Origin of the sequence: Micromonospora inositola, from assembly GCF_900090285.1 — a bacterium.
In the GTDB taxonomy this organism is placed as follows: domain Bacteria; phylum Actinomycetota; class Actinomycetes; order Mycobacteriales; family Micromonosporaceae; genus Micromonospora; species Micromonospora inositola.
The window spans coordinates 1-17,022 of record NZ_LT607754.1; the positions used below are offsets into that span (position 1 = coordinate 1).

Annotated in this window: 16 protein-coding genes and 1 pseudogene; 11 read left to right on the plus strand and 6 right to left on the minus strand. The window is 63.8% G+C overall.

The window, feature by feature from the left end:
- The first annotated feature begins 58 nt into the window (after positions 1–58).
- From GA0070613_RS31795 to GA0070613_RS33175, 3 genes are all read left to right on the plus strand, one after another.
- Positions 59–313, plus strand: a complete 255-nt coding sequence (locus GA0070613_RS31795; protein WP_157746227.1) for a hypothetical protein — start codon at positions 59–61, stop codon at positions 311–313.
- Positions 314–832: 519 nt separating this feature from the next.
- A complete protein-coding gene (locus tag GA0070613_RS00005) occupies positions 833–1,114 on the plus strand; it encodes a hypothetical protein (protein WP_157746228.1) in 282 nt (93 codons plus the stop codon).
- A gap of 293 nt (positions 1,115–1,407) precedes the next feature.
- A complete protein-coding gene (locus GA0070613_RS33175) occupies positions 1,408–1,836 on the plus strand; it encodes an HNH endonuclease family protein (protein ID WP_231929610.1) in 429 nt (142 codons plus the stop codon).
- A 1,287-nt stretch (positions 1,837–3,123) separates the two neighbouring features.
- Here GA0070613_RS33175 and GA0070613_RS00015 read toward each other — a convergent pair.
- The 4 genes and pseudogenes from GA0070613_RS00015 to GA0070613_RS00030 form a co-directional block, all read right to left on the minus strand.
- Positions 3,124–4,275: pseudogene (locus tag GA0070613_RS00015) on the minus strand (NACHT domain-containing protein); the annotation flags it as partial.
- Complete coding sequence (locus GA0070613_RS34265) at positions 4,220–4,600, minus strand: NACHT domain-containing protein (protein ID WP_408631027.1); 381 nt, start codon at positions 4,598–4,600, stop codon at positions 4,220–4,222. The gene GA0070613_RS34265 and the pseudogene GA0070613_RS00015, both read right to left, overlap by 56 nt.
- Before the next feature lie 138 nt (positions 4,601–4,738).
- Positions 4,739–5,191, minus strand: coding sequence for a hypothetical protein (locus GA0070613_RS00025; RefSeq protein ID WP_157746229.1), 453 nt, complete (start codon positions 5,189–5,191; stop codon positions 4,739–4,741).
- Positions 5,192–5,463: 272 nt separating this feature from the next.
- Positions 5,464–5,742, minus strand: a complete 279-nt coding sequence (locus GA0070613_RS00030) for a hypothetical protein (RefSeq protein WP_089010384.1) — start codon at positions 5,740–5,742, stop codon at positions 5,464–5,466.
- Between the two features lie 137 nt (positions 5,743–5,879).
- Between GA0070613_RS00030 and GA0070613_RS00035 the strand changes: the two genes are divergently transcribed.
- The 4 genes from GA0070613_RS00035 to GA0070613_RS31805 all read left to right on the plus strand — a co-directional run bounded on the left by GA0070613_RS00035 (position 5,880) and on the right by GA0070613_RS31805 (position 8,884).
- Positions 5,880–7,019 (plus strand): hypothetical protein, encoded by a 1,140-nt coding sequence (locus GA0070613_RS00035; RefSeq protein WP_157746230.1) that lies wholly within the window; start codon positions 5,880–5,882, stop codon positions 7,017–7,019.
- Between the two features lie 272 nt (positions 7,020–7,291).
- On the plus strand, positions 7,292–8,074 hold the full coding sequence (gene uppS / locus GA0070613_RS00040; protein ID WP_231929609.1) for a polyprenyl diphosphate synthase: 783 nt from the start codon (positions 7,292–7,294) through the stop codon (positions 8,072–8,074).
- A gap of 45 nt (positions 8,075–8,119) precedes the next feature.
- Complete coding sequence (locus GA0070613_RS31800) at positions 8,120–8,545, plus strand: hypothetical protein (RefSeq protein ID WP_157746231.1); 426 nt, start codon at positions 8,120–8,122, stop codon at positions 8,543–8,545.
- A gap of 84 nt (positions 8,546–8,629) precedes the next feature.
- Positions 8,630–8,884, plus strand: coding sequence for a hypothetical protein (locus GA0070613_RS31805; RefSeq protein ID WP_157746232.1), 255 nt, complete (start codon positions 8,630–8,632; stop codon positions 8,882–8,884).
- 136 nt (positions 8,885–9,020) lie between these two features.
- Here GA0070613_RS31805 and GA0070613_RS31810 read toward each other — a convergent pair whose 3' ends face one another.
- Positions 9,021–9,443: a hypothetical protein gene (locus GA0070613_RS31810; RefSeq protein WP_157746233.1), complete on the minus strand. Its 423-nt coding sequence runs from the start codon at positions 9,441–9,443 to the stop codon at positions 9,021–9,023.
- A gap of 199 nt (positions 9,444–9,642) precedes the next feature.
- Complete coding sequence (locus GA0070613_RS00045; protein ID WP_157746234.1) at positions 9,643–12,486, minus strand: NACHT domain-containing protein; 2,844 nt, start codon at positions 12,484–12,486, stop codon at positions 9,643–9,645.
- A 683-nt stretch (positions 12,487–13,169) separates the two neighbouring features.
- On the opposite strand from GA0070613_RS00045, the gene GA0070613_RS00050 reads away from it, so the two are divergent.
- The 4 genes from GA0070613_RS00050 (at position 13,170) to GA0070613_RS00065 (ending at position 17,007) form a co-directional block, all read left to right on the plus strand.
- Positions 13,170–13,487 carry a hypothetical protein gene (locus GA0070613_RS00050; RefSeq protein ID WP_089010387.1) on the plus strand — a complete coding sequence of 106 codons (318 nt, stop codon included), beginning with the start codon at positions 13,170–13,172 and terminating at the stop codon, positions 13,485–13,487.
- 537 nt (positions 13,488–14,024) lie between these two features.
- On the plus strand, positions 14,025–15,593 hold the full coding sequence (locus GA0070613_RS00055) for a replication initiator (RefSeq protein WP_089010388.1): 1,569 nt from the start codon (positions 14,025–14,027) through the stop codon (positions 15,591–15,593).
- Positions 15,590–15,787 carry an excisionase family DNA-binding protein gene (locus GA0070613_RS00060; RefSeq protein WP_089010389.1) on the plus strand — a complete coding sequence of 66 codons (198 nt, stop codon included), beginning with the start codon at positions 15,590–15,592 and terminating at the stop codon, positions 15,785–15,787. The genes GA0070613_RS00055 and GA0070613_RS00060 overlap by 4 nt, the downstream gene beginning before the upstream one ends.
- Positions 15,787–17,007, plus strand: a complete 1,221-nt coding sequence (locus GA0070613_RS00065; RefSeq protein ID WP_089010390.1) for a tyrosine-type recombinase/integrase — start codon at positions 15,787–15,789, stop codon at positions 17,005–17,007. Before GA0070613_RS00060 ends, GA0070613_RS00065 begins: the two co-directional genes overlap by 1 nt.
- Positions 17,008–17,022 lie beyond the last annotated feature (15 nt).

Consider the following 17,022-nt stretch of genomic DNA (forward strand, 5'->3'; position numbering starts at 1 on the left):
TTAATAATCGGGTTAGAGACAGACAGGATGGGATTCACCGTTAAGGAGAAGGGAGACGTTGACCAGTTGGCGTGCAGCCAAGAGAGGGCCCGATGTAGAGTTTGGTGCCAGAGAGCTGGAGCTCCGGTTCCACTGTCCCCGGCGGCTTCGAGGTACGGCTGAGGATTTCCAGAACCGGTACGGCAAAATCGAGCACAAGAGGCTTGTCTCCATCGAACAGACTGGACGGCACATCTCTCTTGCCGTCATTGCCAATTCCCAGGAAGGCGATTCGAGGGCTCTCGACCAGCTGTCCATTGTGATGAACGACTAGGCCCGCGTCCTTTGGCGCCAGAGCCTTTGTGCAGGGGTTCGACTTCGCACTTGTAGACGATGCGACGCTGCGGCATCTCCTTCCTATAAGAATCCCACAGCGTGATCATCCCAATGAGCAAGGTGATTACTACCCCGGCCAGCGCAACCCAAAAGTTGCCCACCTCGTACCACTCAGCTGCAGTAGTCATGCAGGCCCCTTATTCATGATCAAACTGTGGACCAGAGCCGCCCGAGCCTAGCTCTCGCCGTTCAAAGTTGCTGCCCCTCGCGCCCAGCAGCCGAACGTCCGCAGTCACCCAGGGTGGCGCTGTTCGTTGCGAGGGCGCCCGCCTCCGTCTCCGCCCTGGATCATCCGTACCTTCGATGAAAGTTGCGAGCTGAGCGAAGGACCCCGACGCCTTGCTTACAAGTCGCTTCCGGCATGAGTCATGGCGTCCGTAGATGTCCGTGCCGTCCGCGATGGGTCCCGCGAACGTGCATGAGAGTCCATCCTCGGTCATCGGGGTTGATGTCAGCGATGGATGTCAACGGCAAAGATGCGGACGGGCGGCATGATGGCGGGATGGCAGCGGTTGAGGCGTGGTTTCTGGGTGGGCCGGTCGACGGGAGACTGATGCCCGTGGAGACCACGGCCGACGGCAATCCGCCGACGGTGGTCAAGCTGCCTCAGACCGGCTTCTACCTCGGGGCGAGTGATGTCGCGGCGCCCGCGGTTGAGCACGTCTACGTGCTCGCCGACAGTCGTGACGACATCGAGGTCTACCAGTACCAGCAGCCTCCGTCGGAGGCGGGAGACTGACCGCTACCGCCGGCGGATTGGTTGTTCTGCCGCTGTTTGCTTGCAGCCCATTGCTATGGCGGTCGACACCCGCGTATATCGAGGTATCGCTATCTTCGATGACCGGGAGAGCCGATCGTGACCCGTACCCTGCGCTGGGCCGCCACCCTGCTGGCCGCCGTCACCGCCACCACCACCCTGACCGCCGCCCCCGCCCACGCCGAGACCTACTCCGCCGCCCTGCGCACCGCCGTGGCGAACCTGCCCGTCGCCACCGAGGTCCGCACCGGCTACGACCGCAGACTGTTCCCCCTGTGGATCGACGCCGACGGAGACGGCTGCAACACCCGCTACGAAGTCCTCATCGCCGAGGCCACCACCAAACCCTCGGTGGCGCCGGCTGCGCCCTGTCCGGCGGCCGCTGGTACTCCTACTACGACAACACCTACTGGACCATCACCAGCGACCTCGACATCGACCACATGGTTCCCCTTGCCGAAGCGTGGGATTCCGGCGCCCGCAACTGGACCACCAGCCGCCGCCAGTCCTACGCCAACGACCTCGGCGACTCCCGCCCCCTGGTCGCCGTCACCGACAACGTCAACCAGGCCAAGGGCGACCAGGACCCCGCCACCTGGATGCCCTCCTACAGCTCGGCCCGCTTGCCGCTACATCCAACGAATGGGTCGCCACCAAAATCCGCTGGCGGCTCACCGTCGACACCGCCGAGAAGAACGCCCTGACCAGCTGGGCGAACTCCTGCTCCAACGTCACCATCACCGTCGTCCGCGCCTTCTAACAACCACAGGCAAGGGCGGTGCCGCGCCGTGCGTGCCGCGCCGCCCCTCGCCTCGACGGCGACCTACTCTCGTCGCTGCCTTAGCGGTGGGTGCTGACGGCACGCACGCTCGGTACCCCGGAACTAGCGGCCGCAGCTAGAACCCTTGGCCTCCCTCAGCCACACCCCCAGCGCCCAGCAGGCGTTGAGACAATCTGCGCGCTACGGCACTGCTTAGTCCAGCCCTGTCGGGGCCTTCCGCCAGCCGCGTGGCGCCCGGGCTCGCGAACCCCTGACGCCTCGCCAAAAGGTTCTAGGCGGCTCGTCGGCGGGTCCGTCCGCATCTACGACCTCGGGCGGCTGTCTGCGCCCGGCCGCCGGCCGTTGCCCTCGTCCGGGCCCGTTGCTGTCGAGAGCCCACGCGTTCGGTGATAGTGAGGACCGTCGGAGTGGGTCAATCATCGAGCACCACGACCGAGCCAGTGTATTGGGCGGCACGGAGACATCCTTGGAGTCAAGGGTGTTGAGGTGGCCCTCGACCCACTGCACAAGGAACCGCACCAAAGTCGTCGCTGCAGCCCGCCTCTCGGTAGTGAGCGAGGACGTCGCTCCGAGCATGGCCGTCCCGCCGGGCGCGGAGGAGGCGGTGCCCCCGGATGTCTCTGGTGAGCCGTTCACCGAGATCGACGGTCTCCCCGCGCTGCCCAGTGGTCAGTTCGCGACGCATCGGATGGGCGACCCACTCCAGGAACGGCAGCGACAGCAGCGTCCTGGTCTCCATGTCGTGGGCTGCCCAGATCGACGTCCACTTGTCCGTTAATGGCAGCCAGAGCGGGACTGACTAGCCCCGCTGGTAAAGTTCTGACCCACGGTGTATCAAACTGCACTAACACCTGGCTCAGTGCATAAGCGGATTCCCCGGTCGGCGACGAGTCTCCGGGGTGAACCAACAAACGTATTACCGGAGCTCTCACCGTGCCCAGCCGCAGCGGAACATCTGCATAGAGGCTGGCAGGCCCGAAGGCCTTGACGAGTTCCACGGCCGCAGCGAGATCCTCCTGAGCTCGCCAGGCCCGGAACCAGAGCTCCCGCGGATCATTCTGAGGCAAAGCAATCTCTGGCAACTCCTCGATGAAGGTGTCCCGCATCCGCGTCCAGAATCCGAATCGCGTCGGTGATGCGTTCTGCAGGTAATGCTCAAGGTGAACCACTAGCGCAATAACGCTGGAGGGGCGGGTCCGCAGCTCCTTCGTCATAGTCTCGACCACCGCACGGCGATCATCTCAAGGTTTTCGGGAGAGGCCTCGGACAATAGGATCTTCAGGGGATTATCGCGCAGCACGGTCATGTTCGAGGTGTCGTCAACGTTGTCGATCGCCAGCACGACAATGAGGTCGACGACCGCGCGCAGCAAGAACGGCGGGAAGCCCGTGTATGACAGCATCTGGGCTACGAAGGCGAGGACCGGCTCTCCGCGCACGCCCGGGCCGACCCCATTAAGCAACCCCTCGGCCACCTCCCGAGCACCGCCCTTGTAGAGGACGTGCAGCTGCACGGCGAGGTAGGTGACCTCCAGCCACTCACCCCGTGAGATTCGGTCGCCGATTTTGCTCAGGAGGCCCTCGACGCTGGTACAAGTCCGTGAAACGTGCTCGGCGGCGAAGTACTCGAGGAAGCTTCGGTGCACGAATGCGTAAATCTCGTCAGTGTTGGTCGAGCCGACCTGGGCCAATACCCAGCTTCGACCCGCACAAACCTCCAGGAAGGACTCCGCCTTCTCGGCCGCGATGTCCTCGTCGAACCGCTCCGCGAAGTGTCGCTTCAGGTGCTCTGCCATGTGTCGACGGCTGAGTTTTGCGTCGGGTGTCTCAGAGTAGAAGACCCAGGCGATATGCTGGAGCGCTGTCCGCGCCGCAAGTACGCTTTGGTCCTGGCTGGCGACCGCGCGCATGGCGTCCCACTGAGCGAACAACAGCTCCGCGCATTTGCGATAGACGTCGGCGCGGTTGGCGGGTATGAAGTGCTCGGCCAAGTAGATGCCGCAAAGCAACGAGAGCATGAGCGGGTTGCTACGGATGTCACGGATCGACTCGCTCTCGCGGAGGAAGCTGTCCCGACGGCCACCGCTCCCTGCGGCTTCAGCGCTCCGGCTCTGCTGTGCGTCTAGCGCAAACCATTTGGTCACATACCGTTCGACCTGCTGGTCGGTGAAGGGCTCCAGCTTCCACACGCTAAACAGCTTGCGGGATAGCGGAGCGTACTCGTATCCCACCTGCCGCGAGGTCACCACTATGCTTGCATTGGGATAGCGGTAGGTGAAGCCCTCAATGAGATCGACCACGCGGCGCCTAAGCCACACCCGGGTCAGCTCGTCGAGACCGTCGAGGATGACGACCGCGCGCCCCGTTCTGGAGCAGGTAGGGCACCGCGTCGTTAGGCGGTTTCAGTCCGTACGGGTCGGCACATTGCATCTCGAGGAACTCGTCCAGCGTCCGGCCGACCTGCTGAAACTCGGCTGTGAAGTTGCGGAGGACGACCAGGAAGGGAACCAGCGCGCTCCCCTCTTGATCCGCGCTCGCGACATCCAACGCTATTTTTTGGGCCATCGTGGACTTACCTGCGCCGGGGGCGCCCAGCAGGACGTTCCGTCCTTCGAACAGTGGCCCGAAGGCGACTTGGCCGACTCTACTGCCTTTTCGCCCAATCGACCGAACTCCGGTCGCACCCAGAGTTCCTCGTACGGCACCTTCTGCGCGCCGCGGATATGGGGGAGGGCCATTTCACCTAGGCAGTTCCGGACTTGTGCCCGCATTTGCTGCGCAAAGTCGTGAATCTCGGACAAGCTATTGATTTTGGCGAGAAGTTGACTATTCCGCACTCCCGCTGCGGCGGCGTGCCCCAACGACCGACACGTCGATCTCGTCGGGGATCAGCCCCCTGGTGGGTATGGCGACCTCGGCACCGGCGACGATCTCCCGCAGCAGGACGTCCGCCAGCAGGGTCCGCTGATGTGGTTGGACAGAAGTGAAGTGACGAAGGCCTTCGATGATCTCGGCACGGATCGCGGTAACGATCTCCTCGTACTGTCGATGACTGCCGCCGTAGTTCAGCCGGCGGTGCAGGGCGTACTCGAAGCAGACGTGGTCGAAGTCGGGCGACAGTAGGTAGCGCGAGAGGTTCTCCGCCTCTTCCGCCGCGAGGGTCGAAAGCACTCCCTCGGTCGCTTGCGCCGACGCAAGCTCGCGGGCGCCTTTTTGGACCCTAGCTCGGCCGATACGGGTCTTGACTCTGCGATAGACCTCGCCGGACAACGCAGACAACGGGCGGATCCCTTGTCGAGGCTATAGAGCACCTGTCACCTCCCGCCAAGGCGCGGCAGCCAGCGTGTCTCGCCGCGACCAGACCCATGGAACCGTCCGAGGACACTCGATTGTAGAGCCGGTCATCCACTGATCACAGCAAGTAGTGGATGCCCATCCTGACCGGCCTGCTTCGACGGTGACTCATCAGCCCACCCTTGCTGAGGTCGCTGGCGCAACTACCTGGTGCCCGGGCGTCGGATCTGACGTCGTGCGACAAGCTAGACGACCCCTCAGAGGACCTGCTGTTCGAGCTGCTGTTGGGCATAGAGCGCGGCGAGGAACAATTTCTCGTCGTGGATTGCCTCGCCGACGCCACAGGGCAGACGTTCGCACAGGTTGCCCGCACCGACGCTGGTGAATACCAGGTCGAGCAGGTGCTGGTCGTCATCGGGTGGCCTTCGGGACTGGCCCTGATCGAGGCTGACGCCGCCTTCTCGCTGCCTCCCTGCCGCCTCGCAAGCCGCGATCCAAAGCTGTGGCGTTTCCGGCCGGCGTGGTCTACCCTGCAAGGCTGCTCTGCGTCTAGCGGCAGCGGCGGCCTCTCAGTCCGTCCCTGGACCAACCCTGCGCAGGAGCACGGCATGTCTAACACATCAGTATCGATGACCGATCCGCTGCTGACCGCGTCACCAACGAGCAGCTCGCATTGCTGCGAATCGTGGGTGACGTACTTACCGACATCGGCGAGTGGCCGGTTTATCAGTACGTCGAAGCACGCATGGATGAGCTGGGGCTCGACGCCGACGCTGTGCTGCGGTCGATGCCGTCCATCTCCGACGGCCAGCTGAGCTACTCGCTGGTCCGCCGGGACCACAGCACCGCCCCGGACACCCTGGTCAAGCTGACGATCGCCGGGTTCGCCCACCTGCCTGCTCATGCTGGCGTCTGGGACATGTTCCTCGCCGTGCTCAACGAGCTGAGCGACCGTCGCGTCAAGGCGGCATACGACCCGCGGCAGGTGATCGAGGTGACCCTGTCCGGCCCTGACTTGCTAAGCGACCTCGGTCTTCAGGACGAGCCGTTGGTCCGGCTATTGCCCGAGATCCTACGAGGAGAGCCGTCGACGTGGCAGGGTGGCGGCAACGTCAATGGCGGGGTCTGGATGCCCGCACCGAGCACGTTCGTTCGTCGTTTCCGCAACGTATCGTCGGTCGACGAGTACCTACACCGTCTGCGAGGCTGGATTGAGCCTGCCCGTCAGCCCGCTGCAGTCCTTGCCTCCCCGCTGAGCCTCGTAGGGGCGCTCGACTATCTCGACGTCGTGTGGCGGCTACGCTTCGGCGCCGGACTCTTGGTCGTGCCGAGTGCTGAACGGGCAGCTCGGCTTGCCTTTGACGCGACGACTGCCGAGGAGCTCGACAACCGGCTCAGCGCTCTCGGCGAGATGTTCAAGGGGTTCGATGTCCCCGGCGACCAGCAGCAAGGAACGCTGCGGCGACTCCGCGTCTTCCTTGCCGACCACCTTACGGCCGAAGCGATGGTTCGCGTCGAGTCGGCTGTGACCACGCTGCAGAACGTGACCTACATGCGCAACGCCGGCCAGCACATGGATGCCGCGCTCCAGGCGGCCGAGGCCTTGCGGTCGTTCGGACTGACCTATCCCATCAGCGACATTCGCGAAGCCTGGCAAACCGTGCAGACGCACGTGGTGTCGGCGCTGGGTGCTCTGAGAGAGGAAGTTCAGGCAACTCTCCCGGCACCCGGTGCCCGCCGATCTCAAGCACGACGCCCGCGCCGCCACACCTCTAGCAACTCCAGGCGAGGGGTGCCGCCACAGGCCCCTTAGCCTGGCTATCACCGACCGACGCATTACGAGTCAGCACCCGGGTGCTGGTCTACCGCCTGGTCCTCGTTCCCGGCTTGCCATCCAGGCCCGCGATCGTTCGCTGCTGTTCGCCGGTTTGGCTGCTCGCTTGGCTGCTCGGTGGATCTCCGGGGCCTCAGGTCGCCCATCCGCTCACCCTTCGTCCGGCGCGCCGAGCCATTGGGATCTCCGGGATCGTTTGCCCGGGGGCAGTCGGGCCAGTAAGAGAATCGTTGAGGTGGTTTCATTTGATCATGATGCAGCTCGTACGTCGCGCGGCCTACCAGCTCTACGCCCGCCGTCTTCGAGCCCAGCTGGCCGATAAGTCACTGCCGCGGCACATTGCCATGGTCATGGACGGGAACCGCCGGTGGGCCAGGCAGATGGGCTTCGACGACCCCGGGCTGGGCCACCGGTACGGCGCAGAGCACATCCACGAGGTTTTGGGCTGGTGTTCCGAGATGGGCATCCGCTACGTCACCCTCTTCGTCGCCTCAGTCGACAACATGCGCAAACGCGGATCCGACGAGGTCGAGAACCTGATGCGGATGATCGAGGACGTCGTCGCGGAGCCATTCCTGCGTCCGGCCAATCCGTGGCAGCTTCACCTGGCCGGCCGCGCGGACATCCTTCCCGACTCGACACGCCACGCACTGAAGCTTGCCGAGAACGCCACCCGTGAGCGAGCTGCCGACTTCCACCTCACCGTCGCCATCGGCTACGACGGCCGCGAGGAGATCGTCAGTGCGGTTCGTTCCCTGCTGGAGCAAGAGGCACAAGCGGGCGCCACACTCGACGACGTCGCGCAACGCCTGACCGCCGACGCCCTCGCGGCGCACCTTTACACCGGCGGCCAACCCGACCCTGATCTCGTCATCCGCACGAGTGGAGAACGCCGCATGTCCGGGTTCCTACTTTGGCAGGCCGCCTACTCCGAGCTGTACTTCTGCGACGTTTACTGGCCTGGCTTCCGGAAGATCGACTTCCTCCGCGCCCTACGCTCCTTCTCGGCCCGCCGTCGGCGATTCGGAGCGTGACGACCAGGTCACCGCTCCAGGTCCGATGGCTCGAAGGGACACGCGTTGCTGCTCAACGCGCGGTGCACGAACCCGGGCGCGTCGACCAGCGTCGTGACGCCTCGCTACAAGCTCTGTGCATCGCATCCGCACACGTCCGGCAACGGCTCCACGGTCGAAGCTTCGTCCGTGCCAACGCTCGTCAGTGTGCTCCCGTCCGGCGGCGTTGCTGTCAGCGTTGCTGTCGACAGCCGCTCCGCGGCGCCTTCTGTAACTCGGCCGCAGACCAAGGCCCGCTCCACCAAGGTGCGGGTCGGCGGCAGACGGGATGGCGAAGGTTCGCTCCAGCTGGAAGAGCTAGTGGGAAGATCTCTCGAAGTTCCGCGAAATCCCATCACACTCATTAAGGCACCGGTCGCAGACTACCTTCATGCCAGGTTTGAACCGTTCGCCAATTCGAGCGCGGAACTCATCATTTCCGATGCTAAGTGACTCTATCCGGGCATCCGGCATGTTCGGCCTACCGACAATAGAAATCTCTAGCAGTTCAGCCTTCTTGATCAGATGATGACACACTTGACCATCGTACTCAAATCCTGCTATGTGGTCGCAGTCATCTGGGTCGAGCTTGCACACAGAGCATTCGATCTCGCTGATCGCAAAGGCCGGACTCAGGCCCACTCGATTATGTGCAAGCGCGACTGGGCATCGCTGGTGATACATTCCGTCTTCGTAGGGAAATCGACAGCCACGCGGGAAGTATTTCCGTGCAAGCCGGCCGGCATCATCGAGTATCAGGTGGGCGATCTCGAACCGGGGCGTGCCCTCTAGCCAGTTCATAGCGCTACGAAGAGCGCGTAGGGCCTCCCGCAGCTCTTTGTGCAGCTGGTCGGTTGGCCCGGTAAGCGGAATCAAGCGTTCAACGCTCTCAAACTTCCTGCGCCCTTCACTAAGGATCCTTTTGCCCTCAGCCAGCATATGATCGTTGAAAGGCATTAATTGCCTCCACCACTTCCTGCCCTGGTCCGTGTGCCTCGAAGTTGTGCTCGCTGCCGTCCGATGAAGTGACCACGAACTTGACGTGCAGGTTCTTTTCCTTGTGTCCAACCTCGCCGAAGTACTGCATGATGATTGTAGAGATGATGTTAGCTGGAATATTTGCTAGAACTGATTGCGCGAAGGCCAGCACAGGCAACCACGCGTCGGCGGCATTGTGGCTTACCTGAATGCGCTCGCCGCGTTCGTGATCGTATGTAACCGCGAAGCCGTTCAGCCTTAGCAGCTTCGCAATGTCGCTCGTCGTCGCCGGATAGGCGTAGCGCCCGTTGTCCAACCGTTGCATACCTGTTCCGGGTACGCCTGCTCGGATTTGTACCTCTGTGGTTGACATGCGGATGTCCTTAAGCGCTGGCGTGACTTAGTGGCAGGAATAGTAGCTACCGCCCGCAACCTCAAGGTAGGGCCGGCGGTCAGTCAGGCACCAGGATGGCAGAGAGCGGCGAAACGAAAGCCCCTGATCTTAGCGGCTGCTTGTCCGGCAACGCTAAGACCGAGTCACTACGAGTCCACCCCCGGCCGCTACCCACGCCTTAAAACGTGAGTCCCAATCGGCCGTTCATCCACCTCTGGAGCCAGCTGGGGCCGGATTCAGCAACTGCCCTCCGCTCTCGCCGATTCAGAGGTTTAACACCCTCTAGATCGTCGGCCATGTCACCTTCATCAACCAAACTCTTAGACCGAGTAGCAAGAATCCGAAGCAACAAATCATCCGGCAAGATGCCGCGGGCTACTTCGTGAAAGGGATGCAGATCCCCAGGATATTCTTCCGCCGCAAAGCACGCTAGCCACATCAGTACCGCAAACGCGCCCTCCACCTGAATAGCAGCCTGCGTAAAATCAGCCATCCGAGGAACCAAATTAGCCAGCACCTGTGACAGGCGCTTCTCTTGGATGGGGTGGATCTTCGGCGGGCTAGTCGCCAACCTGCGGCCATGAATCGCGATAATGGCCCGGTCCGTTTCCTCCTCCTGGCCAACTGAAAGCTTCTGTATAGCCTGCAACAACAGGCCTGGTGTCATCTCTCCAAAGCACGCCAACACCAGCTGGCTGTAGAAGCTCTTCCCCGTTTGTGGATCGAGATGTCCCGTTAGAGTCAGGTAGGACTGTAGGACCTCCGAGTCGGCGCAATCCACCAAATTGTCTGCCTCGACAATTTCATCGGCAACTCGACCCCACTCATCTAGGAAAAGGTCAGCCTCGCCTAGGAGCCAAAGCGCTGCCCAACACTCCACGAAGACCTTTCGGAACCCCACGGTATCCTGAGGATGTCCCTCGCCACTTCCGGTCAACATCCCGATGCAGATCAGTCGCGGGTCCTTGTACAGCTGCAGTAACGAGATAAAGGCGCCCTTCTTCACGTCGTCAGACAGTTGCGCCCAGGCCCTGAAGGTACTCGTAAGCACATCGCGGACGAGGGGTGCTCCGACGGGCGTTGCGTTCAAGATACGCAAGCAGAGAGGGTATGGCGGGGACCCGCTGAGCTTCCCTCCCTGCGATGGGTCTTTAATCAACCGCCGAAGTAGCATTTCGGCACCGCGATGAGTCTTGTTCTCGTATGCTTGTACGATGAGATCTGGCAGGACCGAGCTCGGGTTGTCCCGATAGACCTGAGCCGCTGTCTGTAAGACGTCATCTTCGCTCCGAGCACGCCGGACAACTGCTTCAGCTGCGTAGAACTCCATAAAAGTTCGGTGCGTAAAAGCGAACAGACGCTGGCCGCGCGCGTTAAATCCCGTAGCTGTCAACAACCAGGCTCTGTTCGCGCAAAAGCTAAGAAACTCTGCCGCCCGTTGATCCGCCTCGGACGCTTGGACGCCGGCAGTGTCTTGGAAGTATATTCCGATGAGGCGAGTGAGTTGACCTTCCTCTACGCCAGCTCCCGTTGAAGGAAATTTGAAAAAGAAGTCCGCAAGTTCTTCCATAAGGGTGTGGCCATAACGTCGATGGTCGACGGGTTGTGGGATATGCCGGAGAGCATCCCAGCCGTAGAAGAGGAGGTCAGCACAGTCCTTATACACGTCCCGACGGTTCATCGGTATGTATCCCCGAACTCTGTAGAGAGTGCAGAGAAGTGAAAGCATTAGAGGATTCCGGCGGATCTCTTGGATATCCTCAGATTCCCTAACGAAGGCCATTCTGTCTGTTTTCGGCCGCTCCATGAGCTTGAACCACCGCGTCGCATATTCCTCGACTTGATCGGGGGTATATTCATGCAGTTCGTGAACAGAGAATCGCGGGCTCTCGAAGCGAGCCGATTCGTAACCAATCTTCCGAGTGGTGCAGACAATCGATGTAAGGGGATACCTGTACGCGACCATCTCGATGCGGCCAATTAGACTTCTTCTAGCCTGAATGTCAACGAGTTCGTCGACACCGTCGAAGATTAGGAAGCAGCGCCCAACCGAGAGTAAGTCCCGAAGGTCATCTTCGGTGACATCAATGCCGGTGGCCCGCTTTATCGACAGCGCTACTTGATCCGTGACATCTACGTCTGCGTCAGAGCCAAATTCCCTGCACCTCACGATGACTGGCGCATAGTCACTTTCCTCGCGTTGGGCAATCTGTCCGGCGAGCCGGGTGACGAAGGTACTCTTGCCTGCTCCCGGATGGCCAATGATTACTAGATTCGTCCCCGGATGAGGGTCAGCCAGGACATGGTTGGCCTCGACGGGATCGCCTTGTCGAGCCGGGCTAAGCGTCCTGCTGACATAGAGCGCGTCATGAGAGAACCTGTGGTGCTCCTGCGTGTGTTCAAGCCTCAGCTCGGAGGTGGCTTCTTGCATCCCGCAGCTGATATCGACGCACAGTTCCCGAATCTGTTTTGCTCTTGCCACGTCACGCGCAATTGCGACTATGCGCCGTACGTAGAGCGGCGCTGGCTTCTTTTGGTTGAACCCTGTGTCACCCGCTAGCAAGCTGTCAATATCGTCATCGCTTAGCCTCCTCAAACCATCAACCGTTGGCAGGATGAGTTTGAGGTTCTCTACGATAATGCGCCAAATGAGGGCTGCCGTCTCGTCCGACGCCGCCGGGATGCCGGGAACGCGGGATGCGAAGAGTGTTTGGAACGCATTTTCGCACTCCTCAGCCCATCCGCCAAGGTCTCTTGTTCTCGCCTGCGTATTCAGCACGAGGACGTATGCCGCTGCCAGAGCAAAGACCTCGGGAGACTTGAGCAAGGAGGAAATCTGCTGTTCCTGCTCATAGGTCAAGACCACCGCAGCTTCCGCTCCGTCACTGAGCACTAGGCTGCCTAGGTCGATGTCAACTCTGTGCCGGCTGCCTTCAGCAGCGCTGCCGTAAACCGACGCGGCGACCTTGCCGACGATGGTCTTGATCGCTTCGCCAGCGATCAGCTCGACAATGCCTGTCATTGATGCCCTCCCCCGGGTTGGCAGCCAACCTGCGCGATCCGCCAGCGTATGAGAGCTGTTGTCGCATATCGCCATGACATGTCGGCTATCCGACACTCCTCGTAGGACGTTCGCCATCCCGTCTGCCGTCGACCCGCCCTCCTGGGGAGCTGGCCGCCGCCCGGCCCGCCACGTCAAGCGGACCTTGACGCAGGTTCGGACGCTGGCGAGTCGGGCGGTGGTCTGCTCGGCTTTGCCCGGGTCGATGGCAGGCGGGATGGCCTACCGCAACCACCCACGGACCCGGCGGCTGCCGACGATCTTCTGCCATCCTGGAGCCGGAGCGCCCCCGCCGGAGGCGCCCTAACCGCAACCTCGCGACCGCCGCCAACTCGCCGACGCGGCTGGCGTGCTCTCCCCTACGCCGCGCGGTTCTGGCCGCGCGGCTCGGCCGGCTGCCGGCCCACCACCCCACGGTCAACGGTCTGTCGTTCCGCGGCGGCCCTCCGGGCTTCCCCGCTTTCCGCGCCAGCCGCCGGGCGTCAGGGGTGACGGCCGCAGAGCGACAGCGGCAGCGGCCGGCACGCGCCCAGGCGGCGGCGCGTGCGGCCCGTCAAGGGCCGCCTTGATCGATGTAAAGAAAGTCCTCCCACTCGGCCGTCATGCTGGCAGCCGGCCGGCCTGCGCCCTGGAAGGATGAGGGCATGGACCGCTTCGAGGGGCGCTGCTGGCTGGACTGGTGGGCGAACTCCTCCACCCTGCTCGGCAGCGTCGAGGTGGCCGTTGTGATTACCGCCGTAGACGCCGGCTGGGAGGCCCGCGGTCGCCTGGTCAGCGACAGCGACGGGGACCGTGACGCCTTTGCATTCCTTTGCGACCTCGATCCCGTCTTCATGCTGCGCTTCGAAGACGAGAGCAGGGTCGCCGTCACCGCGCACCCCAGCGACGGGCATCGCCGCTTCAGCCTCACCGAGTACACCGGTCCTGTTCAGCGATCGGTCGAAAATCGCATCGCCCTGTAGGCAGCACCGGACCAAGCCTGCGACCGGACTGGCTCGACAGCAGGTTCACGACGGGTTGACGTGTCGGCACCCGGTGCTACTCTGACGCTCGTCGAGCACGCCAACGCGGCCTTCCTGCCGGATCGCTGGACTCGACTTCCGAGATGCCGAGCGGCCTTCCTGCCGCTGATCCGGGCCACGTTCCGCCGGGTCTCGATCGCACCGGCCACAGTGCCGGTCCCCTGAATCCGCTGAGCGGTCCAGCACGGCCTGGTCTGCCGTCCACGATGGCCCGGATTCGCACCCCACGGTGGGACAGCCTGCGGCAACCGGACGCCGATATCCAGGCTCCCCACCCATGCCGACGTCAATCACCGAGTCCACGAGCGCGAAAGGACACGACCGATCGGCGGAGAGTGGTACCACCACAAATCCGCCCTCCGGCGGCAGCCGCCCTCCCGGCGGTGCCAGGAGACACGACGAACACCACCAGCGGACAGAAGTCCAGAGCTGGTGGTGCTTTGTCTCCCGTCCCTGACACCCCGTGAGGAGAGAGTCGTGTCCACCCCGCTTGACCTGTCCCGGCCTGGCCTCGCCGCCGGCCGTGGCGCCCAAGTTCTCTATCGCGCCGCCGCCCCGGATTTCTTCGGCTGGCTGGAACACACCCGCCCCGCCGGCGGCTGCGCCCGCCCGATCCGCCTCGCCGGCATACTCGCCGCCATCGACGTCGACACCGGTCGGATCGTGAGCGAGCAGCACACCGACCAGCTGCCCGACCGGGCGCTCTACAAGGCGTGTGGCAACCGCCGCGAATCGCAGTGCCCGGACTGCGCCTGGGTCTACCAGGGCGACGCCTACCAGGTGGTGCGTTGCGGCCTTACCGGCGGCAAGGGCCTACCCGCCTCCGTCGGCCGGCACCCGGTCGTCTTCGCCACCTTCACCGCACCCTCGTTCGGCTCGGTCCACCACCGGCACGTCCGCCGCCACAGCTGCTCGACCCGGCAGCGCTGCGACTGCCGCCCGGACCCCTGCCACGCCCGCCGCACCGCCGGCACCTGCCCGCATGGGCTGCCCGCCGTGTGCTTCGCCCGCCACGGCGCTGACGATCCGCGGCTTGGGCAGCCGTTGTGCCTGGACTGCTACGACCACGACCACCAGGTCATCTGGAACCACTTCTCCGGCGAGCTATGGCGGCGCACCAAGCAGGCCATGGACCGCCACCTCGCTGCCCACTGCCGCCGACGCGGCATCCCCTTCGTCCGGGTGGTCACTGCCGCTGGCAAGGTCCGCTGGCTCCCGCCCGTGCGCGTGTCGCACGGCAAGGTCGCCGAGATGCAGCGCCGTGCAGCAGTCCACTTCCACTGCCTGCTGCGCCTGGACGGCGTCGACCCCGACGACCCGGACGCCCTCGTGCCGCCGCCAGCCGGCATCACCATCGACGACCTGGAGGAAGCCGTCCACGCCGCCGCCCGCCAGATCACCGTCACCACGCCCGAACACCCCGACCGACCCGAAGGCTGGGTGGTCGCCTGGGGCGAGCAGGTTGACGTCCGGCGAATCAACAGCGCCAGCGGCGAACTGACGGACAGCATGGTGGCCGCCTACCTGGCCAAGTACGCCACCAAGTCGACCGAGGCCACGGGCCACCGCTCCACCCGACTCACAGCCGACACGATCGGCGACTACGCCGACCCGGAAGGCGACCACCTCGCCCGCCTCATCCACGCCTGCTGGCGACTCGGCCGCCCCACCCACAACGCCACCGCGACTGGCGCCGCAACGACCGGCGGCCATCAAGGCCACCTTGACGACAACCCGAACCCCTACGCCGGGCTGCGTCGCTGGGCACACATGCTCGGCTTCGGCGGCCACTTCCTCACCAAAGCCCGCCGCTACTCCGTCACCTTCGGCCTGCTCCGCGACACCCGCACCACCTACCGCCGCACCGAAGACGACGAGTCCACCGCCAGCATCACCGTCGCCACCCTCACCTATGTCGGGTCCGGCTGGCTCAACGATGGTGACGCTCTCCTCGCCAACACCGCCGCCAGACAGCGCCGGGAGAGCAGACGCATCGGCCGGGAAGAACTCGCCCATGAAGCCTGGCTCGCCGGGGCGGCCGCATGAGCCGTAACCTCACCCCGCGCTGGTACTCCCCCGCCGAGGTCGCCGTCCTGCTCGGCTTCGGTATCTCCAAGGTCAAGATGAAGATCGCCACCGGCGAGCTGCGCTCCATCAAGGACGGCAAGTACCGCCGCATCCTGCCCGAATGGGTCGACGACTACATCCGCCAGCAGGTCAAGCGCCAGGAGGTCGCCTGATGCCAGCCCGTGCCCGCGCCAACGGCGAAGGCTCGATCTTCCCGTACCGCAACGGCTTCGCCGCCTACGTCTGGGTCACCAAGCCCGACGGCAAGCGCACGCGCAAGTACGTCTACGGCAAGACGCGGGAGGCAGTCCACAATAAGTGGATCAAGCTGCATCAGCAGGCGAAACAGGGACCGGTGGCGACCAGCGTCCCGACGGTCGGCAGCTTCCTCACCCGGTGGCTATCGGAGATCATCGAGCCGAACCGGGCACCGCTGACCTATGCGACCTACGAGACGATCGTCCGCCGCTACATCGCCCCCGGCCTCGGGGCCAAGCGGCTCGACCGGCTCCAGTCGCGGGACGTGCAGACCTGGATCAACCACGTGGCTCGGACCTGCCAGTGCTGCGCCCAGGGCAAGGACGCCGCTCGGCCCAAGGACAAGCGGCGCTGCTGCGCCGTCGGCCGGTGCTGCCAGGCCGTCCCGTCGACCCGCACGGTCAGCGACATCCGGGCCGCCCTGCGGGCCGCCCTCACCCACGCCCAGACCGAAGACCTCATCACCAAAAACCCAGCGGCATCGGTCACCCTCGCCACCGTCCGCCGCCGACGCGGCCAGTCCTGGTCGAGCGACGAGGCCCGCCGGTTCCTGGAATCGGCCCGCCACGACGAGGAGACGCTTTACGCCGCTTACGCCCTGGTCCTCGTCACCGGCCTACGCAAGGGCGAAGTCCTGGGACTGACATGGGAGGACGTCGACCTCGACGCCGGAGAGCTGACCATCGGCCGCCAACTGCAACGGGTCCGCGGCCACCTCCTGCACCGCGACACCAAGACCCAGGCCTCCGACGCCACCCTCCCCCTGCCCGACATCTGCGCAACGGCACTACAAATCAGGAAGGCACAACGGGACGAGGCACGAGCAGCCGCCGGCAACGCGTGGCACGAGAATGACCTCGTATTCACCACCTGCTATGGCACACCCATCGAGCCGCGCAACTTTCAACGGTCCTGGCAGACAAGATGCGAGAAGGCGAAAGTCAAGCCGATCACCGTCCACGACGCGCGCCGCACCTGCGCCACCCTCCTGGCCGACCTCGACGTCCATCCCAGAGTCGTCATGCAGATCCTCCGGCACGCCCGCTTCTCCGTGACCATGGAGATCTACACGCAGGTCTCGTCGAAGGCGACCCTCGACGCCCTCAAGCGCCTCGGTGACTCACTCGGCCACTGACCTACTGCTGTACTT